Origin of the sequence: Nitrosomonas sp. Is35 (assembly GCF_033063295.1) — a bacterium.
In the GTDB taxonomy this organism is placed as follows: Bacteria; Pseudomonadota; Gammaproteobacteria; order Burkholderiales; family Nitrosomonadaceae; genus Nitrosomonas.
Map to the genome: position 1 here is coordinate 2,322,377 of NZ_JAWJZH010000001.1, position 20,405 is coordinate 2,342,781.

21 protein-coding genes and 1 tRNA gene are annotated in these 20,405 nt (G+C 46.8%); 3 read left to right on the forward strand and 19 right to left on the reverse strand.

Annotation, left to right across the window (positions count from 1 at the left end; genetic code table 11):
* Positions 1-22: 22 nt before the first annotated feature.
* The 6 genes from R2083_RS11010 to aroQ form a co-directional block, all read right to left on the reverse strand.
* The gene (locus R2083_RS11010; protein WP_317538466.1) at positions 23-508 is read right to left on the reverse strand and encodes a hypothetical protein; all 486 of its coding nucleotides are present in this window, start codon (positions 506-508) and stop codon (positions 23-25) included.
* 35 nt (positions 509-543) lie between these two features.
* Entirely contained in the window at positions 544-1,356 is an 813-nt protein-coding gene (locus tag R2083_RS11015) for a zinc-ribbon and DUF3426 domain-containing protein (RefSeq protein WP_317538467.1), read from the reverse strand.
* Positions 1,357-1,467: 111 nt separating this feature from the next.
* A complete protein-coding gene (gene prmA / locus R2083_RS11020; RefSeq protein WP_317538468.1) occupies positions 1,468-2,385 on the reverse strand; it encodes a 50S ribosomal protein L11 methyltransferase in 918 nt (305 codons plus the stop codon).
* Positions 2,386-2,437: 52 nt separating this feature from the next.
* Complete coding sequence (gene accC, locus R2083_RS11025) at positions 2,438-3,793, reverse strand: acetyl-CoA carboxylase biotin carboxylase subunit (protein WP_317538469.1); 1,356 nt, start codon at positions 3,791-3,793, stop codon at positions 2,438-2,440.
* Between the two features lie 25 nt (positions 3,794-3,818).
* On the reverse strand, positions 3,819-4,304 hold the full coding sequence (gene accB / locus R2083_RS11030) for an acetyl-CoA carboxylase biotin carboxyl carrier protein (protein WP_317538470.1): 486 nt from the start codon (positions 4,302-4,304) through the stop codon (positions 3,819-3,821).
* Positions 4,305-4,434: 130 nt separating this feature from the next.
* Positions 4,435-4,890 carry a type II 3-dehydroquinate dehydratase gene (gene aroQ / locus R2083_RS11035; protein ID WP_317538471.1) on the reverse strand — a complete coding sequence of 152 codons (456 nt, stop codon included), beginning with the start codon at positions 4,888-4,890 and terminating at the stop codon, positions 4,435-4,437.
* Between the two features lie 207 nt (positions 4,891-5,097).
* Here aroQ and R2083_RS11040 point away from each other — a divergent pair.
* Positions 5,098-5,173, forward strand: a tRNA-Thr gene (locus R2083_RS11040).
* Between the two features lie 34 nt (positions 5,174-5,207).
* Here the strand turns inward: R2083_RS11040 and R2083_RS11045 are convergent.
* The 5 genes from R2083_RS11045 to R2083_RS11065 form a co-directional block, all read right to left on the reverse strand.
* The gene (locus tag R2083_RS11045) at positions 5,208-5,972 is read right to left on the reverse strand and encodes a class I SAM-dependent methyltransferase (protein WP_317538472.1); all 765 of its coding nucleotides are present in this window, start codon (positions 5,970-5,972) and stop codon (positions 5,208-5,210) included.
* Between the two features lie 139 nt (positions 5,973-6,111).
* Positions 6,112-6,875, reverse strand: a protein-coding gene (locus tag R2083_RS11050) for an IS5 family transposase (protein ID WP_317529838.1) whose coding sequence is annotated in 2 segments (ribosomal slippage) — positions 6,112-6,560 and positions 6,560-6,875 — 765 coding nt in all. Because the reading frame shifts where the segments join, the coding sequence is not laid out codon by codon here.
* A 12-nt stretch (positions 6,876-6,887) separates the two neighbouring features.
* Positions 6,888-7,457: a hypothetical protein gene (locus R2083_RS11055; RefSeq protein ID WP_317538473.1), complete on the reverse strand. Its 570-nt coding sequence runs from the start codon at positions 7,455-7,457 to the stop codon at positions 6,888-6,890.
* Positions 7,458-7,499: 42 nt separating this feature from the next.
* Positions 7,500-8,315 (reverse strand): integrase core domain-containing protein, encoded by an 816-nt coding sequence (locus R2083_RS11060; protein ID WP_317537428.1) that lies wholly within the window; start codon positions 8,313-8,315, stop codon positions 7,500-7,502.
* Between the two features lie 584 nt (positions 8,316-8,899).
* Positions 8,900-9,232, reverse strand: coding sequence for a helix-turn-helix transcriptional regulator (locus R2083_RS11065; protein ID WP_317538474.1), 333 nt, complete (start codon positions 9,230-9,232; stop codon positions 8,900-8,902).
* A 328-nt stretch (positions 9,233-9,560) separates the two neighbouring features.
* Between R2083_RS11065 and R2083_RS11070 the strand changes: the two genes are divergently transcribed.
* A complete protein-coding gene (locus tag R2083_RS11070; protein WP_317538475.1) occupies positions 9,561-9,803 on the forward strand; it encodes a hypothetical protein in 243 nt (80 codons plus the stop codon).
* Between the two features lie 510 nt (positions 9,804-10,313).
* Positions 10,314-11,873 (forward strand): amino acid permease, encoded by a 1,560-nt coding sequence (locus tag R2083_RS11075; protein ID WP_317538476.1) that lies wholly within the window; start codon positions 10,314-10,316, stop codon positions 11,871-11,873.
* A 17-nt stretch (positions 11,874-11,890) separates the two neighbouring features.
* Here R2083_RS11075 and R2083_RS11080 read toward each other — a convergent pair whose 3' ends face one another.
* The 8 genes from R2083_RS11080 to R2083_RS11115 all read right to left on the reverse strand — a co-directional run bounded on the left by R2083_RS11080 (position 11,891) and on the right by R2083_RS11115 (position 20,402).
* Complete coding sequence (locus tag R2083_RS11080; protein ID WP_317538477.1) at positions 11,891-14,560, reverse strand: MMPL family transporter; 2,670 nt, start codon at positions 14,558-14,560, stop codon at positions 11,891-11,893.
* Positions 14,561-14,828: 268 nt separating this feature from the next.
* The gene (locus tag R2083_RS11085) at positions 14,829-15,464 is read right to left on the reverse strand and encodes a DedA family protein (protein WP_317531317.1); all 636 of its coding nucleotides are present in this window, start codon (positions 15,462-15,464) and stop codon (positions 14,829-14,831) included.
* A 152-nt stretch (positions 15,465-15,616) separates the two neighbouring features.
* The gene (locus R2083_RS11090) at positions 15,617-16,597 is read right to left on the reverse strand and encodes a sulfite exporter TauE/SafE family protein (protein ID WP_317538478.1); all 981 of its coding nucleotides are present in this window, start codon (positions 16,595-16,597) and stop codon (positions 15,617-15,619) included.
* Positions 16,598-16,821: 224 nt separating this feature from the next.
* Complete coding sequence (locus tag R2083_RS11095) at positions 16,822-17,148, reverse strand: DUF4389 domain-containing protein (RefSeq protein WP_317538479.1); 327 nt, start codon at positions 17,146-17,148, stop codon at positions 16,822-16,824.
* A 112-nt stretch (positions 17,149-17,260) separates the two neighbouring features.
* On the reverse strand, positions 17,261-17,755 hold the full coding sequence (locus tag R2083_RS11100; protein WP_132428174.1) for an NlpC/P60 family protein: 495 nt from the start codon (positions 17,753-17,755) through the stop codon (positions 17,261-17,263).
* 50 nt (positions 17,756-17,805) lie between these two features.
* Entirely contained in the window at positions 17,806-18,885 is a 1,080-nt protein-coding gene (locus R2083_RS11105; RefSeq protein ID WP_317531320.1) for a chemotaxis response regulator protein-glutamate methylesterase, read from the reverse strand.
* A gap of 37 nt (positions 18,886-18,922) precedes the next feature.
* The gene (gene cheD, locus R2083_RS11110; RefSeq protein ID WP_090318531.1) at positions 18,923-19,534 is read right to left on the reverse strand and encodes a chemoreceptor glutamine deamidase CheD; all 612 of its coding nucleotides are present in this window, start codon (positions 19,532-19,534) and stop codon (positions 18,923-18,925) included.
* Between the two features lie 4 nt (positions 19,535-19,538).
* Entirely contained in the window at positions 19,539-20,402 is an 864-nt protein-coding gene (locus R2083_RS11115; protein ID WP_317531321.1) for a CheR family methyltransferase, read from the reverse strand.
* Positions 20,403-20,405 lie beyond the last annotated feature (3 nt).

Below are 20,405 nucleotides of genomic sequence, written 5' to 3' on the forward strand. Positions count from 1 at the left end.
CTGATCCTGTGTTGGCGCTGCGTTATTCTCCTGCAACCTCCGCCTCAATCCCGGTCAAATCCTCCACGTCGGCCAGCTTAGCCAGCAACCGGGTGTAATTTCTTAATTGTGTTTGCAAAGCTTGCAATTCCCGGCGGAATTGCTGGCATTCCTCTGGCGAAGTGAAAGCGCCTTGCTGGCTTTTGCGGTGCCACTTGGCAGTAAAAGGACGCACCACCTGATTAAGAACGATGATCGCAATTCGTGCGAACTGATCACAGCCTCGGCCATGATCCTTGAGTGTTGTGCGCGTGATACCGAACAAGGCGTGTATGCTATCCAACGCGGTTTGTTCCACACCGTCCTCGTCCGGCAGCGGTTGCGTCGTAATGCGCGTGAGCAGTTCCACATAGAGATCCCAAGCGGCGGCTTTGTCGGAATCGGATGGCTTCCACTCCAAATCTAGAAATGGTGTTTTGATTCTGAGTCCAGTCAGTCCCCATTTTTCAAACAGATCTTTGATTTTCATGATTTCATCCACTTGATCGAATAGCTATTGAAATTTCAAGGATACAGCAGCAATAGGCGATAGCCCAAGGCATTCAGCTGGCTGCTGTCGAAATCCAGGCGGATATCCATTTCATGCCGAGGTGCAATGAATGGCAAGGTTTTATCGGCTTCCAGCAAATAATCCTGCGCGCTAAAAATGCGGCTGGCGATAACTTGCTCCTGCGCGTCCAGCAACAGCAACTGCAATGCCGGGAAAGCTTGCGGGAAAGGCGCGTGGTTGCTGATGATCGCACGCATGGTAGTCACTTCCGGTTGACGCGCGGGATTTTTCTGCAAATCGGACGATTCGATACCGAACTGCTGGATATCTTGCGCGTAAGGCACCTGACAGCCAATAAACGCGCAATAGCGCTCCCAGTATGGTCTGGTTTCCGGTGCGATAATGGTCAATTCAGTGCGATAGGTATACGCGATCTGTCCGAGCAACAGCAATAACAACAATACATTCGCCAATCCCCACCAGCCGGATGATTTTTTGACCGGTTCTTCATCGAAGAGATCCACCGGGGATTCCGTTGTTTCCTGTTCGCCACCCGAGAGAACCGGTTGGTCCATGCCGTTATTCACCTGCGCCGTCAGTGCGCGGCTTTGCAGCGATGATCTCAGTGGTTCGGCTTGTAGATCGTACTGCGGTTGCGACGGCGGCGGAGACTCAATCGCCGATTCATGCACGGTGATCAAGGTGGCAAATCCATTGAATACCCGTTGACACTGCCCGCAGCGCACATCGCCGCCGTGCGCCTGCAATTGCGCGGCATTCACGCGGAACGTCGTGCCGCAGCCGGGACAGAGCGTCACCAACGCCATGGGTTACTCGCTGTATTTAGTCGCATTGATATCACCGGTTAATAGGTAACAGGATCAGGTATCGGCAAGGTTATGATTGCTTTACCTGCTTTCAACCAGCGGCAAATTATTTCACCTTTTGATTCCGGTTAACAACACCCAGCCTTCCTGCTCGCGGGCAATGCGCATATCGAACCACTGCTGATAGACAGCTTTGACTTCCTCGGCCTGCTCCTTGAGGATCCCGGATAGCACGATATGGCCATGTTTCCGGGCAATTTGCATCAACAGCGGCGCTAATATGATCAACGGATTGGCCAGAATGTTAGCGACGACCACGTCCGTTTGCTCTTCCGGTTGCACACTCCGTTCCGTAGCTTGATGTGCCGTCGCAAAATGAAATTTTGCCGGATCGCACTGATTATGCAGCGCATTTTCCTGGCTGGCTTTGATCGCCTGGGGATCGATATCGATGCCGGTAACATACCGCGCACCCAGTTTTAATGCGGCAATAGCGAGTATTCCGGAGCCACAGCCATAATCCATCATTTTGTCGCCCGGTTGCAGATTCTGATCCAGCCAGCCCAAACATAGTTGCGTGGTGGGATGGCTGCCGGTGCCGAAAGCCAGCCCGGGATCAAGTATCAGATTGATGGCCGCCGGATCGGGTGATTGGTGCCAGGTCGGCACGATCCATAAGCGCGCCGAGATTTGAATCGGATCGAATTGCGATTGCGTCAAGCGCACCCAATCCTGTTCTTCGATGCGTTCGATACGGTAGTCGAGCGGCTGATCCGGCTGTATTATCCGCGTGACATTGCGCAGGATTGCCACAATATCCGCGTCCTGATCGAACAGCGCGGAAACTTCCGCGTTTTGCCAGATTTCCCCGCTGGGTTCACCCGGTTCGCCGAACAGCATTTGCTCGTCTTGCGTATCGGCGGCGGCATCATGAATATCCACCGACAATGCGCCTTGTTCCAGCAGCGCATCGCTCAGCACCTCGGCATGCGCCGCATCCGTTTCGATAATCAGTGTCACCCAGGACATGCTGCGCGATGAGGATTGTTAATGGATGGGTCGGATTCGATACGCCAGTCTGTCAATTCGATTTGTTATGCAGTGCGAGCTTTTGCTCTAAATAGTGAATCGAAGCGCCGCCGCGCAAGAAGGAGGCATCATTGAGCAAATCCCGGTGCAGCGGGATATTCGTTTTGATACCGGTAATCACCATTTCAGACAAGGCGATGCGCATACGGGCAATCGCCTGCTCGCGTGTATCACCGTACGTAATGATCTTGCCGATCATGGAATCGTAATACGGCGGCACCATGTAATTGTGATAAACATGCGAATCCACACGTACGCCCGGTCCGCCCGGCGCGTGATACTGCGTAATGCGCCCAGCCGATGGCGTTAATTTGTAAGCGTCTTCGGCATTGATACGGCACTCGATCGCGTGCCCTTTCATGACGATATCTTTCTGCTTCACCGGCAGCACAATACCCGCTGCAACGTTGATTTGCGCTTGCACCAGATCGATGCCGGTCACCGCTTCGGTCACCGGGTGCTCCACTTGCAGCCGCGTATTCATTTCAATGAAATAAAATTCATTGTTTTCATAGAGAAATTCAAATGTGCCGACACCGCGGTATTTGATGCGGCGGCAAGCCTCCGCGCAACGCTCGCCGATTTTGTCGCGTAATTTTTCCGGTATGCCGGGCGCTGGCGCTTCTTCGAGAATCTTTTGATGGCGGCGCTGCATGGAACAATCCCGCTCTCCCAGATGCACGGCATTGCCGTACTCATCAACCAACAATTGAAACTCGATATGGCGTGGGTTTTCCAGAAATTTTTCCGCGTAAACTACCGGATTACCAAAGGCTGTTTGCGCCTCATTACGTGTCACGATGATCGCATTGGATAACGCAGCCTCGGTATGCACCACCCGCATGCCGCGCCCGCCACCGCCACCCGCAGCTTTAATGATGACCGGGTAGCCGATCTCGCGCACGATCTTTTTGATCTCATCGATATCTTCCGGTAATGCGCCATCTGATCCGGGAACACAAGGCACACCGGCTTTTTTCATGGCATTCTTCGCGCTGACTTTATCACCCATCAAGCGGATGGTTTCCGGGCGCGGACCAATAAATACAAACCCGCTTTTCTCCACACGCTCGGCAAAATCCGCATTTTCGGATAAAAATCCATAACCGGGATGAATCGCTTCGGCGTCGGTTACTTCAGCCGCGCTGATAATCGCCGGCACGTTTAAATAACTGTGCGTTGCCGCAGCCGGACCGATACAAACCGATTCGTCGGCCAGCATGACGTATTTCGCTTCGGCATCCGCTTCGGAATGTACCGCCACCGTCTTGATACCCAACGCACGGCAGGCGCGCTGTATCCGCAAAGCGATTTCGCCGCGATTAGCAATAAGAATTTTCTCAAACATAGTGATCTGGCCTTTATTCAGACGATCATTGGATAACGAATAAAGGCTCGCCGTATTCGACCGGTTGACCATTTTCCAGCAGGATTGCTTTAACAACCCCGCCTTTATCGGCCTCAATTTCATTCAGCAGCTTCATGGCTTCAATGATGCACAAAGTATCGCCTTCCTTGACTCTTTGCCCGACTTCCACAAATGCGTTCGCACCGGGAGATGGCGCACGGTAGAAGGTGCCGACCATCGGAGACTTGACGACGTGGCCATCGGGTAGCGCGCTCTTATCGGAACCATTGCTGTCACCGGTTTTCGCATCGCCGTTTTTATCTCCATCCGGCGCCGCTGCAGGCAATTGCTGTTGAACCGGCGCCATCACTGGCGGCATGAACGCATAATTTTGCACGCCGGAGCCGGACTTACTGATACGAACCTTTTCTTCGCCTTCGGTAATTTCCAGTTCCGCAATACTTGATTCTTCAACCAGCTCGATGAGCTTCTTAAGCTTTCTTAAATCCATTTTCAATCTCCCGAGACTACGCCTCGTTTAAAGGTAGTGTTATAACTAGAAAACAAAATACTGCGTGTAAAAATGCGCAAAATTGCGGCAACGTAAAAAGAATTTCACCTGATGCATCGAATGTGACCGGTTAATGAGATGTCATTGCGTATTCCAGCGCAAGTTCATAGCCCTTGGCGCCCAAACCACTGATGACACCAACCGCCAGATCCGAGAAATAGGATTGCTGCCGGAAAGACTCACGGGCATAAACATTCGATAAATGCACTTCGATAAAAGGCCGTTTCACAGCAGCCAGCGCATCGCGCAATGCCACACTGGTATGCGTATACGCAGCTGGATTAATAATTATAAAATCCGTCCCGTCATGCAGGGTTTGCTGAATCCGGTCGATCAACGCGAATTCAGCATTACTTTGAAAAAAATCCAGATGAATGCCTTGATTTTCGGCTAATTTGCTTAAGTTTCTGTTAATATCTTGCAATGTAGTAGCGCCATAAATCTCCGGCTCACGAAGCCCCAGTAAATTCAAATTCGGGCCATGCACGATTAAAATATTTTGCACTTTTACATTTTTGGAATCCATCAGATAATTATGGACTCTTATAGTAAAAATGTACAGATTTTTGGCGAAATTCGCCGAACTTAGACGAAATTTAGTCAAAAAATACTGAATGGGATTGCGCAATAAACAGTATCCAACGAAGAAAAAACACAAACAATTGAATTCAACTCTTTATCATTTGCCCGTAATTCCCCAACCATCTATAATACGCCGCTTGATTTAAGCAAGGCTGTTGTAGCTCAGTTGGTAGAGCAACTGATTCGTAATCAGTAGGTCGGAGGTTCGACTCCTCTCAACAGCACCAATAAATTAATAAGTTACAATAATAAGTCTGCCTATCATTTGCGAATACATCTAATGACCAGGAAACGAGGAAATTCCCAGAGTGCAGGGTATTTCAATTCAATTTCTTTCTGAGGCATAGGCTCAGTTAAATGATCAATCTCAAATCCGGATTTACGCAACTCTTTTAAGTAAAGATTAATCGGTCTATGGAAATGGGTGGTTACCCCAACCACTTCTTCATCTGAAGAGACACGAAAAGGTGCCTCAATGGCAATCTCTTCATCATATTTAAACCAATCATACTTATCGTATCCCCAGTAAGTTGGCCAAAACCAAGGATGAGAAATTGAAAAAACTAGATGCCCACCGGGAAGAATAATTTTTGAGAAAGCATTTATACATTGCTTAAGATTTTTTACATCTTGTAAAAGCATATTTGCAACCAACAATGAAAATGTTGGTTGCGCTATTTTCTTAGTATAGGCTTCAATCGTTCCGTATGAGTATTTAATATTATCCGGTTTGTTTGTACTTGAATTTGCAATTCTAATGTTCACGCGACTCATATCTATTCCAACCACCTGTCTAGATGATTTTGCGATTCTCTCTGTTAAGACACCAGATCCGCACCCCGCATCCAGAACAAGATCCTTATTAGCTAGTTCTATCAGTTTTAATATTGTAGGCATTAGAACAAATTGAAAACTCAAGTCTTTACCTGAACGCAACTGTTTATTACGAGCTTGAGCAACTGCATCCCACTGATGAGACAAGTCACGATTACTTATTGGAAATGCTTTTTTTGGAAGAATCTTCATCAAAGATACATTGAAAAAAATTTTGCTGACACAATTGAAAGACCTGAAATCATGACAATAAGTTTTTCAGGGAAAAGTTTGGCTTAACAGGCTGGGATGAATGTTCCGCAAGTTGAACAAATGTTTCAACTAGGGCCTGTTAACACAATCTGATTGCTTCGACGATGAGAGCGAAGTGGATAAAGGAGATGAAGACGACATCGAGCTTATCGAACCTGGAGAAGATGCGGCGAAATCCCTTGAGCCTTCTGAACAATCGTTCGATCTCGTTGCGTTTTTTGTACATGGCACGGTTGTATTCCCAGGGTGACAAGCGATTTGCTTTGGGCGGAACAACCGGGATGTAACCCAAATCTAGTGCCAGTTGCCGGGTTTGGTCGCCCTCATAAGCACGATCCATCAGCAGGTAGGTGGGCGTATTGACGGGACCGAGGGAAAGCAAAAGCTGCCTGCCCTCTGGCGCATCGTGGGCGTGACCGGGCGAGAGGGCAAAGCCTATGGTTGTTCTGGAATCTGCGGCAACCAGATGAATTTTGGTGGTCCATCCACCTCGAGATTTTCCGATGGATTGGGGGCCGTTTTTTTTAACGCACCCGTACCGTCGGGATGGACTTTGATGCTGGTGCTGTCCAGCGAAACAGTTTCAATACGGATACGGATGATTTGCTGATGCTGAAGTTGCCCAAATACATGGCTCAGTACACCACTCTTTGCCCAGCGATTCATGCGGGTATAGATGGTATGCCAGTTGCCGAATCGCTTGGGCAGTCCTCGCCACTTGCAGCCATGCTCGGCAACGTAAAGAATGGCATTGAGAACTTGCAGATTGGAATGGCTGACGTTGCCACGCTGACGCGGCAGGCAGTGCTCGATCTGTTGATATTGAGTTTCGGTGATTTCCATCACCAAATTATATCAAATAGCGTTAACAGGCCCTAGATCGACAATGGCTTTATTAGAATCATTAAACTCATCAATCAAGTGCTCTCCATTAGAGGAATACCCTATAAGAACCCTGCTTCCCGTTTTTTCATAATCCAATACAGTAAAGCGAGATTTTGGCTTATAGCCTGAGAATTTCTGATAAGTTCTCACTTCGGCACCTTCATTGGCTAATTTTTGTGCAATAGAAGTTATTGATTGAACAAACAGAACTAGTTCTTTTGAATTTGCTTTTTGCAAAAGTAGTTTCTCGGCTTCACTGCCGGAAGTGATCCAGCTAATATCCCTAGAAAATATGGCAACCCTTCCAGCCTTCTTTAATTGCTCACATAAAAAAACAGCAATTTTAGGATCATTGGATTCAAAGCGTTTTCGGTCAAGTAATTCATGTTTAATGTCAGAAACAATAAAAAAAGTCACAATACCAATGGTCAAAAGTAACCCAAAATTAATACCTAAACTACCGAAACTATTGGTGCTGAAATCAATAACAGACACGCAAGTAACAATTGCACCAATCGCACCAATCAAGCGACTACTCAAGTTAATATATTCCTTTTTCATAATCCTAAGATGTAAGAAATCTCAGGGTTGTTTACAGAGAGGTTGATTGAAATAAGCGTGAAGTATTTCATAAGGGGTAGCATTATTCAAACTCTTATGAGGTTTGACGGTATTGTAGAAGTTAATGAAACGGGAAAGCAGAATGCGCCGATCGGCGCAGTCTTTAAAGGAAATCTGGCTGTGCCACATATCCATCAGGGTGCGGATGACTCGTTCGGCTTTGCCATTGGTTTGCGGACGATTGATGCGGGTAAACTTCTGTCCGATACCGTGTTGTGTGCAAGCTTTGCCGAAAGCATGGCCGTCAGTTCCTTTAAATTCCTTGCCGTTATCGGAATAAGCGCAGTCGATCTGATACGGACATTGGGCAATGACAGTGTCTATGAGAAAGCGAGCTGCGCTGTGTTGAGTTTTATCGGGAAAAATATCGGCATACAGCTCCCTGGAAAAATCATCGATGGCCACAAACAGGTACTCGCGAGGTTCATTGGCGGATTGCCCTTTCAACAAGGAAAGCCGCTTGGTATCAAAGTGAACAAGCTCACCTGGGTAAGACTTGTTATAGCGTTTGGCTTCACGCTTGAGCCGTTCCTGGATGGCTTGTTCGACCTTAGCCAGGCGCTTAAGACCGTATTGCAACGTCTTGAACCGCTGATTGGTGCTGTCACGCGGCGTAAATTCCTGCAGTCTCGCGCGTTTCAGTACATCATAAATCGTTGGCCGGCTGACATGAAAGCGTTCCGCCAAATGCGCCACCTTCCACAGCCGGGTTTGATAAAGCCGCCAGATTTCCTGACGATCTAATAAAGTTAATCGGGTGCGTTTGTGTATGTTCATCTACAGTATTCTCCCAAATACTGTAAACAACGCTAGTAATTCTTACACCTAAGAAAATAATTTAAAAACTCAGACTAGCAGGAAATTCCTATTTCGCAAATGTACTTTGCATAGATCCTTGATTTAAGAAATACGTTAGCGCAGAAATTATTTCATAGTAATAACAGAGCACATACTCCGTGTCAGATTTAATTTATTTCGTACAGTTATTAACAGAACTCGAACTCCAAGGTGGTATTGATAAGTATGATTTCCTTCAGTACATCGGGGTGGCGTTCAAGAATAACAATCAATGTTTGCTGCATCGTTGGGATTACGGCGACGTTGTTCCCAATCGCGCAAGGTGCGCACTGACACGCCAAACAATCTGGCAAATTCTACTTCGGATAGCTCTGATTTTTTCGTGCCGATATGAGAGGTGACATGACGACGCGTCCCTTCCCCGCTTTCATTTGACGGCCAGATTCCAGTAATTCAGCGCTTAAATCTCCCGGCTGCTTCCCCAGGCTTCCAGCTCCTTATCGGCTAGCGGTTGCTTCCTTAATGTCATGTATTGCGTTTACAATCGATTATGTCTGTAAATTTTATGTAGTCTCAGAGATGGCTGCGTGCACTCGCTCAAGCATTTTGCTGGTTATGTTGTTGCGGCGCTCAATTTGGCTGACATAGGCTTGACTGACACCAAGACGCTGGGCCAACTGCTCTTGTGTAATGCCTGCCCTGGTGCGTGCTAAGGCGACGGGATTATCGACGTAATCCTCAAGCACGAACGGTTCATAGGTTTGTTCGTCACCCTGATTTGCTTGGCAAGCCGCCAATTCGTTTTCGATTTGATCTTTCAGAACGCGATAAACCGCGATTGGTAACAAAACATATTCATCTTTACCTTGGATGGATTTGATTTTTTGCAGTGTCATTTGTAAGCATCTTCACGCGATTTGATTTTCTCAATCGCAATAATTCTAACAACATCATGCCATTCAAAAATGATGCGCCAGTTACCCACTCTCATAAAGCATTATTTTCAAATGTTTTGATAGACCAGAAAGTTTCCAACGATGATTGAAAATCTATGAATAAAAATACCGTGCGAGATTAAATTATTTTAATAATGTCTTATTCTATAAAACAAAATCATTATATGTGAATTTTTCATCAATAATATGTGAACTTTTTGTGAATTATTGAATCTTAATATTCGTAAACTTTTGATAACTTCAATAAACTTTCATTTAGGAGATAAAAATGAAAACAAGTCAAAGCCTTTTGAGCGCAGCTGTAAAAACTACTTTCGTTTTATTCGGTGTTTTACCGCTGATTGGACTTATCACATTTGGTGATTTGCATTCGTTCTCAGTCATGCAGTCTGAAATAAGCTGGTTAGAAATTGATCTCATGTTGGGGGCAGTATTCTTTGTAAGCTATCTTTTAATTGGAAGTGTATCGAAAAGTAAAACGCGCCTTCCGATGAAAAAAATATATGCCTAAACTGTAAGCTCTTTACCTGCCTGCCTATAAGGTCAATGTTTTTTTAGACATTGACCTTTTTTATTTATAAAGTCAGCAGAAATCAAAAGTGTCGAATTAAGAAATCATCTCTGGCAGAGCCGAGGAAAGAAGAATGCCTTGGTGTGCCATCGAACCCAATCGCTCAGACTCCTTCCAGCGGCAACATTTTCAAAACCAAACAACTGCCATCATTCTGTGGATTCACATAGTTTCATTCTTACCGGCGATGCAGATTAACTTGCTGTGTGCAGTAGCAACATCGCGCATCTGGTTTCCGGCAATTTTACTGTCAATTTCAGCTTACCCTAACGATGAGCAAACGATCGCATACCGGATAAATTAGCGCTCAGCAAAACTCCTTTACACATTAAGTCGGGACAGCTTCCAGTGTTGGCAATCGGATTGAAAAGATTTTATGATATTATTCGAGCCCGATTGAGGGTTAATCCCATTGAATCGTAACTAATTGTTTAAATAAAGGTAGCATGTATGATTTTCTGGCGCGTAAAATCACTTGATGCCATCCTGGCAACTGCAGAAAAGAAAAGTCTCCACCGCACCTTGGGCGCATGGCAGTTAACGCTGCTGGGTATTGGCGCGATTATCGGTACCGGTATTTTCGTTTTAACAGCTGAGGCTGCACAGAAAGCCGGGCCCGGCATGATGCTTTCCTTTGTTATTGCCAGTTTCGTGTGCACCGTCGCCGCGCTGTGCTATTCCGAGCTGTCTTCCATGGTTCCGGTATCCGGGTCTGCTTATACTTATTCCTACGCCGTGCTGGGCGAATTGGTCGCGTGGCTGGTCGGGTGGGCGCTCATGTTGGAATACTCCGTTGCCGCCAGCGCGGTTGCTGTCGGCTGGTCAGGTTATTTTGTCGGTCTTATGCAAAACTCACTTGGGATAGAGATACCCTTTGCGCTGGCGAATGGACCTTTTGCTGGTGGAATTATTAACTTACCGGCGGTTTTCATCTGCATACTGGTCATCGCACTCCTGGTTATTGGCACACGCGAAAGCGCCACATTTAACGCCACATTGGTCGCTATCAAGATTGCCGCATTAACGCTTTTCATTGCTTTAACACTACCGGTTGCCAATCTGGAAAATTTCCAGCCTTTCTTACCATTAGGAGAAGCTGGGGTAGTGGCTGCGGCATCGTCCATATTCTTTGCTTATGTAGGATTTGATGCGGTTTCCACCGCTGCGGAGGAAACCAAGGATCCGCAGCGCAATGTGCCCATCGGGTTGATCAGTTCGCTGGCAATCTGCACTGTCTTTTATTTGCTCATTTCAGCCGGCGCGATCGGCGCTATCGGTGCACAGCCGCTGCTGGATGAAACCGGTAAGAATTTGGTGCCCGGTTCCTTGCAATTGGCCGAGCAATGCAAATCGCTAGCCGCTCTCGGACAGCAGCCGCTGGTTTGCTCGCGTGAAGCATTGGCGTTGGTGTTACGTGAGATTGGCTGGGAAAAGATTGGTAATTTTCTGGGGCTGACCGCTTTCCTGGCGCTGCCTTCGGTGGTTCTGATGATGTTGTTCGGCCAGACGCGCATTTTTTTCGTCATGTCGCGCGACGGTCTGCTGCCGGAAGTTTTAAGCCGCATTCACCCGCGCTTCAAAACGCCGCATATTGTCACTTACGTAACGGGCCTGGGTGTCATGGCCGCCGCCGCTTTCCTGCCGGTTGGAAAACTGGCGGATATTTCCAATTCCGGAACGCTGTTCGCTTTCATGGTCGTAGCGTTTACCGTGATGATACTGCGCATCAAAGACAAGAACCGCGTGCGCCCCTTCCGGACACCCATAGTCTGGCTGATCGGCCCGCTCGCCGTACTGGGTTGCATCACGCTTTTTTTCTTTTTGCCAGCCGATGCAAAATTGGTGTTCCCGATCTGGTCAGGAATTGGATTGATTTTCTATTTTCTCTATGGCTACCGCAAAAGCCACGTTGGCCGGGGCGTTGATACACCCGCCGGTGGTGAAGATATCATCAGCCAGGTCCGGCCTCTGGCCGATTGTGATCCGGACGGCACGAACAAGAAAAGTTGAGTTCCTCGCTTAGCGTGTTATGCATTCGCTTTAACCCCGGCAGCCGGAGCGCGAAGCAAAGCCGGCAGAATAATGAGTGTGCAGATCAGGGTAAAAGCCAATCCCACAGTCAGCAGTATCCCCATACTCGCCGTACCCAAATGCGACGAGAAGATTAAACTGGCAAAGTCCACCAGTGCTGTCAGCGCACTGTAAAAAATGGCCCGCGCGGTGCTGGTATGAATCAGAACTTCACTCACCAGCTCATTATTGATACTCCGATACACCATGTGCAGACTGCTATCGATGCCGAGTCCGAGTAAGAGCGGCAAAGCTATGATGTTGGCAAAATTAAACGGAACATCCAGCAGAATGGTGAATGCCGCAGTGAATAAACTCGACAGCAACAGCGGCAATAGCACCAGCAAGGTATATTTAATACTGCGCAGTAACACCAGTAAAATCACCACCACACCGATCAGTGCCAAAGAGAATGCCTGAACAAATGCCTGCACCACGGCTTCGCCCGCTTCCAGACTGATCACCGGTACGCCGATGGCATGCGGCGCCACTTCTTGTACGGATCGCACAAAGCGCCGTAAGGCATCGTTATCGTTAAGATCCTCAACCGGATAAACCGCTAGCCGGTACCCGCCCGCATCGCTATGCCAACGGTCTTTAAACGCAACGGGCAAATCCCCCTCATCGAAAACAGTTGCCTCAGTCGCAGTACGCAAACTTTGCAGAGCCAGCGGCAACATCGCCAGCAGATCGTCTTCGATGGCATATAACAGTTTACTTTTTTCATCGTTGCTCACTTTATCCAATTGCGTGAACAAATGGGTCAGCGTCGACTTTAAAGCACTTACAGTGGCGGCCGATGGATGCTCCGGATGGTTGACGGCAAAACGCTCCAATGCCGCGACTAATTCCCGTAAGGCCTTATATTGCTCGGCCAAAATCGCATCGCTGGTGATCCGGATTTGCGGCGGCGGTGTCGCGGCAATCGGTCCGATCGTCAGCGCCATTTCCTGAATCAGCGAGAATTTCTCTTCCTGCTGCGCCGGCACAAAATCCAATACCGTGACGACTTTGTTGACTTCGGGCAGATCAGCCAGCCGTTTGGCCAAAATTTCCGTTTCCTGCGGATTGTTAGCCAGCACTGCAATATGCCAAGGCGAAAGATCGGGCTCGGCCAGCAATTCCCGGAAAGTCTGTACTGCGCCCCCCTTCGGGTCTTGCATATTGAGCAAATTGTAGTCGAATCGCACTTGCGGTAAGATTGCCAGCGCTGCCACCGTCGCCACCAGCGTAACCGCGTACGTTGCTTTGTGCCACTTCAACGAAAGCTCGAGCACCTTGCCAACCGAACTTTTTGCAGCCGGTTTTGCCACCGCCTTCTTCGGTAGATAGCGCAACAACGCAGGGCCGATAATGAGCGTAACCAGCAAACTGATGATCATACCGGTTCCGGAAATGATGCCGAGCTCGGCTACTCCGCTGTAATCGGTTGGCATGAAAGCATAGAAACCGATCGCATTGGTGACGGTACACGCAGTCAAGGCTGCTCCGGCATCGCCGCCGGAGATATGGATGGCTTCAGCCGGGGAATGATTATTTTCCAGAACTTCGCGATAGCGCAGCAGAAAATGGATTGCAAAATCCGCCCCCAGGCCGATATACAGTACGGCAAAGGCAATGGAAATCAGATTCAGATGGCCGACAACCGCAGTGGCAAATGTCGCCGTCAAAATCAATCCCATCAGCAGGCACACCAGCACATTGAGGATCAACCCTCCGTTACGCATGGCGAAGAAAAGCACGAAGCCGACCAGCACAAACGTCATAATTCCGGCATATTCCATACCGCGCAGCGAGCTGTTGAGCTCTTCTTCGGCCAGGGCCACCTCGCCGGTAATGCGTAAGCGGATTGGACTACCCTCTGTGATTCCGACACTTTCCGCCGCGGCATGCAACGCGGCAATGGATTGCTCGGCTGGAAACAGCTGAGAAAAATCAAGCCGCGGCTTGATGATGATGAGTTCCTGATAAGTGTTTTTTTGCGCTTCGCCGCTGAACATTGTCTGCCATGACAATGCTCTGGGAGAACCATTCAATCGCGCTTCCAGGGTTGCATTGACGCCCTTCAATACCGGACGCAATTCGATGCTCCGTCCCTTGTTCAACTCATCCACTGCACTGGTCAGCACATCGGCAAAAGCAGCCAGCGAAGGATCGCGGCTGATGCGGGTGATCAAGGGCTGCGCCGCAGCCAAGCTATCGGTAATCCGCTCAAGCTCAGGAATACTTTGGTAAAGCAATCCGTTACGCGCGGTAAAGTCGTCCACTCGCGGTGAATAGACATCATAAAAATTGTTGGAATCTTGCTTTAACCGTGCGGCCAGATTCTCGGTCGCCACGCGTACCTGTTCCGGCGTGGGCGCATCCAAGACAATGAGAAGCGTATCGATGTCTTGCGGGAATGATTCATTGTAGCGTTTCAGATTGACACGAAACGGCAAGTCTTCGGACAGCATCTCGGCGGTATCGGTATTCATACCCAAATTGCGCGAGACGTAGACGCCGCTGACGATTGCGATCAGTAGCGCCGCTAGCAGGACCCACAACGCATACTGATAAGAAAATGTGGTCCAACGCGCAAAAATGGCATGAACACGGCTATGTGAAGTTTCCACTGGTGTTGTCATTGTTCTGAAGAGGAATTGAAACGATCGGTGATGAATATTGCCTGCGCGAAATTCGGGATGCTGGCGATCACGGTATTAAGATGCACCGGCTGTTTTTTCGCGCACAATATGGGGTCAAATCGCACTGAATGATCTTTCAGTTGAGTTAAATATGCTGATTTTACATTAAAAACTTGGTCTTACGGCAATTAGTCACAGCACGGATTTAACCTTCTGATAATTATCACTCTTCAGTCTGATGAAATACACCGCTATCCGCAGGAGATTCTTACTGTTTTTTGTAGCGGTGCTTGAGATACTCAATCACCGGCGGCGTTATCGATAGAATGATGATCGCTAGAATGATGAGTTTGAAATTTTGCTGCACCATCGGCAGCTGCCCAAAATAAAATCCGGCATAAACAAATGTTCCGACCCATAGCACGGCGCCCACTATGTTATATACAATAAAGGTGCGGTAAGGCATCGTGCCGATACCCGCAACAAAGGGCGCAAAGGTACGGATGATGGGAATAAAGCGTGCGATGATGATGGTTTTTGTGCCATGTTTCAGATAAAAGGCTTGGGTTTTTTCGAGATATTCCCGTTTGAAAAAGCGGGATTTCTGCGAAGCAAATACTTTTGCTCCCACCGTTTTGCCTATCCAATAATTCACAGAATCCCCTAGAATACCGGCCAAACTCAAGCCAGCAAATAAGACATGCGGATTAAGCTGAGAACCTTCCAGCGATGCCAGAGAACCGGCCGCGAATAACAGGGAATCGCCCGGCAGAAGCGGCAACACAACGAGTCCGGTCTCGCAAAACACGATCAGGAAAAGAATGCCATAAATCCACAACCCGTATTCTGAAGCAAGCTGTTGCAAATGCTTGTCGATATGAAGAATGAAATCAATAAGAAACATAAATAATTGTGGGAAGAATGAGAACGTTAGGCATCGGACTCCGGATGGAGAGGCATACTTAAACTGAAGAAGAATCCAGTTTGGTTAAGTTTAACTGGAAGAACAGAAAAAATCTCCCGGAATATCGCTTTATTTCCGGGAGATTATTATAGCTACAACGTGATGAGCGCTTTATAGAGATTGAAACAGCTAATCGTAATGATCAGAATACCCACGAGTATCAGTAAAGTACGCGCATGAAACTTCTTGCACAAGTAAGCAGCGAAAGGCGCTGCAAACAAACCGCCGAAAACCAATCCGATAATCAATGGCCAGTGATCGGTTTCCATCAGGAGTGCAAACGTCGCCGCACTGGCTAATGTCAGAAAAAATTCCGCAAAATTGACCGAACCGATGGTTGTGCGCGGATCAGTGCCTGTCCCCACCAAGGTTGAGGTCACAATCGGTCCCCAGCCGCCACCACCCGCTGCATCCATGAATCCACCAAAACAGGCCAGTTTACCGATATGCTGAGGCGCGTCCTTACGGGCGCTCAGTTGCCGGAAAGCTTTACTGAGAATATAAACACCCAGCAGAACTAAGTAAGCGGATATGAAAGGCTTGAATAATGCGCTATTGACATGCGTAACTAATAACGCGCCCAAGATACCGCCCAATACACCCGGCACCAGTAAACGAGTGAACAATTGTTTATTGACATTACCGAATTTGGCATGCGCAATGCCTGAGACGCCCGTGGTAAATATCTCAGCGATATGCACACTGGCACTAGCGGCAGCCGGACTTGCACCGGAGGCTAATAAAAAAGTGGTTGCGGTGACGCCGTAAGCCATACCCAAAGCGCCATCGACTACTTGCGCAAGAAAACCAACGGCAACTGCACTCCAGAAAATCCTGCTATCGAGCGTGCTGCTAATAATCTGCCAGCTTTCCCCCAAATCCTGCGCAAGGAAAAAGCGAATGATCAAAAACGCGATCAGTAAAACTAATACAACTACTGCAAACCATACAGCAGCACGCAAAAAAGGATGTGCGTCCAAATGGGAAACAGTATCTTCGACAGGCGGCAATCCTAATTGCTGATGTTCCTCATTGACGGAATTGGATGTCAGATCAAGATTGCGTATTTTCATGAGCTTAGCTTTATTTAACCTTTAAAATGCGCTGCACTATAGCCGCACCCGAACATAATTTGAAATAATATTTAGTAATATGCTTATAGCAATAAGTTAGAGCTATCGCCGGGTGCAGTATCCGGCAGAAATGCGATTACAACCAAAGAATACGCCGGAATCGGATTGGAGTTTGTTTGAATCAGATAAAGGAAAAATCAGAAAAATACCAGAACAGCAATGAATCAATCGTTTCTACTACTATCACTGCTATCTTTAATCATATCGAGGGTATCGCTGGCATTTGGCCAAGTGCTGAACGGAAACGGGCGTTGCTCACTATTAAAAGTCAGGAAGTTAATGATCTGATGAATATAGATGCTTAGACGCTGACTGAATCCAAGTAAAAATTCATTCGTTTTTCCGGTTAGTATTAACGTGGCAAATTGGAAAAACAAGATACCAATGACCAATGAATTAGAAAATCCGTAAATGAACATGAAGAAAAGCATAAAAAGTCCACGCTGCCAGTTTTCTCTTTTCTGAATTCTTTGTTTAATCTCTTCATTCATTTTATTTTTCCGTAATTTGATGCAGTCACATTACGCGATCTGCATATAGGAAAACAAGAATACCACTATGCTGGATTTGCTTGAGTTGAATCAGATAATGCTATTTTTTCGCTTATATGCGAACCGATTTCCAGTAGTTGGATTGCCAGTAAACATGGTCCAACCGGGATATTGTGACACCTTTCTTTTCGGAGGCATGCAGAAATTTATTTTTTTCCAAATAGATTCCAACATGATTTGAACTCGGACCCGTTTTGAAAAATATCAGATCACCCGCTCTTAAATCGTTTTTCCTGATTTCTTTCCCAACCATCATCTGCATTCTGGTTGTTCTAGGCAGATGCATTCCAAGTTTTGATTTGAATGTCAGATGCACGAAACCTGAACAATCGATTCCGCGCTGACTCATTCCGCCACGCTGATACCGCACCCCTTGCCACTCATTAAATTGGGAATAGAGTGCTTTCTTAATGTGACCGGAATCTGTTGATTTATTGACTGGTGGGCGCGAGCCCTGTTTTACCGAAGGTTTTTCCTGAAGGGATCCACAACTCACCAAGAAGCTGATGCCAATAAATATAATAAGCCGAGAAATAATCCTTTTCATTGATAAGTCGCTTTACTCTATAACCAATTAAAAGTAAGTTCTTACAGCGATTATACGCGATTACCGTGCGATCCCATACTTGATATTTTTGACAAAACAGACCTTGCCATATCTTTTAATGATACAACTTCATTGACGCCACCTGCTGCGATTGCTTCTTTCGGCATCCCAAAAACAACACAACTGGCTTCATCTTGGGCGAAATTATAAGCGCCTGACTTCTGCATTTCAAGCATTCCGGCCGCACCATCTTTTCCCATGCCCGTGAGAATCACACCGATAGCATTTTTGCCTGCACAATTTGCAACCGAACGGAATAGTACATCAACCGATGGCCGATGTCGACTGACTAGCTCCCCCTGATTTAATTCCGTCATATAGTTCGCACCACTTCGCTTGAGCAATAAGTGCGAGTGTCCAGGTGCGATAAATGCATGTCCTGGTAACACCCTCTCACCTCCCTGGGCCTCAACCACAGCTATCTTGCACAGGCTATTTAAACGATTGGCAAATGATTTTGTGAATCCTTCCGGCATATGTTGAGTGACCAGAATCCCCGGCGAATCAGGCGGCATACGAATTAGAAATTCTTTGATGGCTTCTGTACCACCGGTAGAAGCTCCCACGATGATTAACTTTTCTGTCGAGGCGATTCGATTCGCAATGGCAGGCAACACTGCATCCGCAGTTGCACTTTTGGTTACCAGTGGGGATGCATTTCGCTTGAGTCTGGCAGACTTCGCAATACGGATTTTATTGGCAATTTCGCTACCGTATTCTTTTAATCCCGATGCAATGTCAATTTTGGGTTTAGCCACAAAATCAACTGCGCCCAATTCAAGTGCACGGAATGTCACATCGGAGCTTTTCTCAGTTAATGTTGAAACCATAACCACCGGCATTGGCCTTAATCGCATTAATTTTTCCAAGAAATCAAGCCCGTCCATTTTGGGCATTTCAACATCCAGCGTCAGCACATCCGGATTCAATTCCCGGATCATTTCCCTTGCCGCTAGCGGATCAGCCGCCGCTCCAATGACTTCCATATCGGGCTGGCTATTAATTATCTCAGTTAATAGCTTACGAATAAGCGCCGAATCGTCAACAACGATAACTGTTATTTTCTTCATAATAAAAACTCAACGTATTTCATGAAACAGGTTCAAGCTAGGAAAACAATTCCACATCTCCACCGCTATCAACCTTGTGCAGACGCTGTCTATAATCCTTTTCACGCTCGGAAATAGTCGGGTTGTGTATATTGCGTAATTTTTTTACCATTACTTTGCTGCTTTTTGGAAAGAAATAGACTTTGCGCGGAAAGATATCAACCAGATCTTGTGCTACGACTTTTATTTTCTCTGTTTGTAAAAACTTCAAGACAAAATCCGCATTCCGTTGTCCGACATTGGCGACTGTCAATCCATCCAGAACGTTACCACCGCCGAATACTTTTGCTTCAAGGTTTCCACGGCGAGCGCCTAGCTTCAATAACTGATTAATCAGTATCTCCATTGCGTAAGTACCATAACGGGCTGAAGCATTTAACGGACTACCCGCATCCCCCCCACCATCCGGAAGCATAAAATGATTCATACCACCGATACCGCTATAACTATCTCGAATACAAGCCGCAACACATGAGCCAAGCACGGTTACGAGCAGTAAATCCTTATCCGTAACATAGTATTCCCCTGGAAGCAGCTTAACAGCCTGATTATTGAAACTTTTATCAAAGTACAAATTGGTAGCAACTTGATCATCGATGATCTCAGCCATACGATTACCTCTGTTTATTAGCTAACTCATAAACGGTTTTCTCACGCAATTTAAACAAATCAACTGCATGCTGAAAGCTCTCTGAATGACCAGCAAACAACAATCCATCCGGTGCCAAAAGTGGCACAAATTTTTTCAAAATTTTATATTGAGTTTGTTTATCAAAATAAATCATTACATTACGACAGAATATCGCATCAAAAGGACCGCGAATCGGCCAGCTTTCATCAAGCAAATTCAGTTGCCGGAATGTAATCATATTCCGCAATTCAGGACGCACTCTCGCCGATCCGGCGTTATGCCCTTTGCCTTTAAGAAAAAATTGTTTAAGTTTTTCTTGGGGTATTTTTTCCAGCTTATCCAATGAATAAATACCCAACTGTGCTTTTGCAAGAACATTGGTATCCAGATCCGTTGCCAGAATGTGCACTGGAGGTGAAAATGTCTTAAATGCCTGCACCATCGCCATCGCCATTGAATAAGGCTCTTCACCGGTTGACGATGCACTGCACCAGAGTTGAATTTTGCCCTGATTCTTGCGCTTCTCTACATGCTTCTCAAGAATCGGAAAATGATGCTGTTCGCGAAAAAAAGCTGTCAAGTTAGTTGTTAAAGCATTTGTAAACGCTTCCCACTCTTCAGGATTGCCACGTTCCAGAAAATTAAGGTACTCATGAAAACTCGTCAGACCGTTGGCACGCAGACGCCGGGCAAGTCTGCTATAAACCATATTTTGCTTGCCTTTGGAAAGTGAGATGCCTGCATGGTTATATATCAGTTTTCTGATGCGTTCAAAATCAGCCTGAGTAAAAGCATACTCACGTATCCTGCTATCAGAGCTTTCATCACCACCCAAAATCATTTCCATAAT

Bases quoted from the DNA above. Each gene is read 5' to 3' on its own strand.
- R2083_RS11010 (WP_317538466.1), bottom strand. From the start codon at position 508: ATGAAAATCAAAGATCTGTTTGAAAAATGGGGACTGACTGGACTCAGA.
- R2083_RS11015 (WP_317538467.1), bottom strand. From the start codon at position 1,356: ATGGCGTTGGTGACGCTCTGTCCCGGCTGCGGCACGACGTTCCGCGTG.
- prmA (WP_317538468.1), bottom strand. From the start codon at position 2,385: ATGTCCTGGGTGACACTGATTATCGAAACGGATGCGGCGCATGCCGAG.
- accC (WP_317538469.1), bottom strand. From the start codon at position 3,793: ATGTTTGAGAAAATTCTTATTGCTAATCGCGGCGAAATCGCTTTGCGG.
- accB (WP_317538470.1), bottom strand. From the start codon at position 4,304: ATGGATTTAAGAAAGCTTAAGAAGCTCATCGAGCTGGTTGAAGAATCA.
- aroQ (WP_317538471.1), bottom strand. From the start codon at position 4,890: ATGGATTCCAAAAATGTAAAAGTGCAAAATATTTTAATCGTGCATGGC.
- R2083_RS11045 (WP_317538472.1), bottom strand. From the start codon at position 5,972: ATGAAGATTCTTCCAAAAAAAGCATTTCCAATAAGTAATCGTGACTTG.
- R2083_RS11060 (WP_317537428.1), bottom strand. From the start codon at position 8,315: ATGAACATACACAAACGCACCCGATTAACTTTATTAGATCGTCAGGAA.
- R2083_RS11065 (WP_317538474.1), bottom strand. From the start codon at position 9,232: ATGACACTGCAAAAAATCAAATCCATCCAAGGTAAAGATGAATATGTT.
- R2083_RS11070 (WP_317538475.1), top strand. From the start codon at position 9,561: ATGAAAACAAGTCAAAGCCTTTTGAGCGCAGCTGTAAAAACTACTTTC.
- R2083_RS11075 (WP_317538476.1), top strand. From the start codon at position 10,314: ATGATTTTCTGGCGCGTAAAATCACTTGATGCCATCCTGGCAACTGCA.
- R2083_RS11080 (WP_317538477.1), bottom strand. From the start codon at position 14,560: ATGACAACACCAGTGGAAACTTCACATAGCCGTGTTCATGCCATTTTT.
- R2083_RS11085 (WP_317531317.1), bottom strand. From the start codon at position 15,464: ATGTTTCTTATTGATTTCATTCTTCATATCGACAAGCATTTGCAACAG.
- R2083_RS11090 (WP_317538478.1), bottom strand. From the start codon at position 16,597: ATGAAAATACGCAATCTTGATCTGACATCCAATTCCGTCAATGAGGAA.
- R2083_RS11095 (WP_317538479.1), bottom strand. From the start codon at position 17,148: ATGAATGAAGAGATTAAACAAAGAATTCAGAAAAGAGAAAACTGGCAG.
- R2083_RS11100 (WP_132428174.1), bottom strand. From the start codon at position 17,755: ATGAAAAGGATTATTTCTCGGCTTATTATATTTATTGGCATCAGCTTC.
- R2083_RS11105 (WP_317531320.1), bottom strand. From the start codon at position 18,885: ATGAAGAAAATAACAGTTATCGTTGTTGACGATTCGGCGCTTATTCGT.
- cheD (WP_090318531.1), bottom strand. From the start codon at position 19,534: ATGGCTGAGATCATCGATGATCAAGTTGCTACCAATTTGTACTTTGAT.
- R2083_RS11115 (WP_317531321.1), bottom strand. From the start codon at position 20,402: ATGGAAATGATTTTGGGTGGTGATGAAAGCTCTGATAGCAGGATACGT.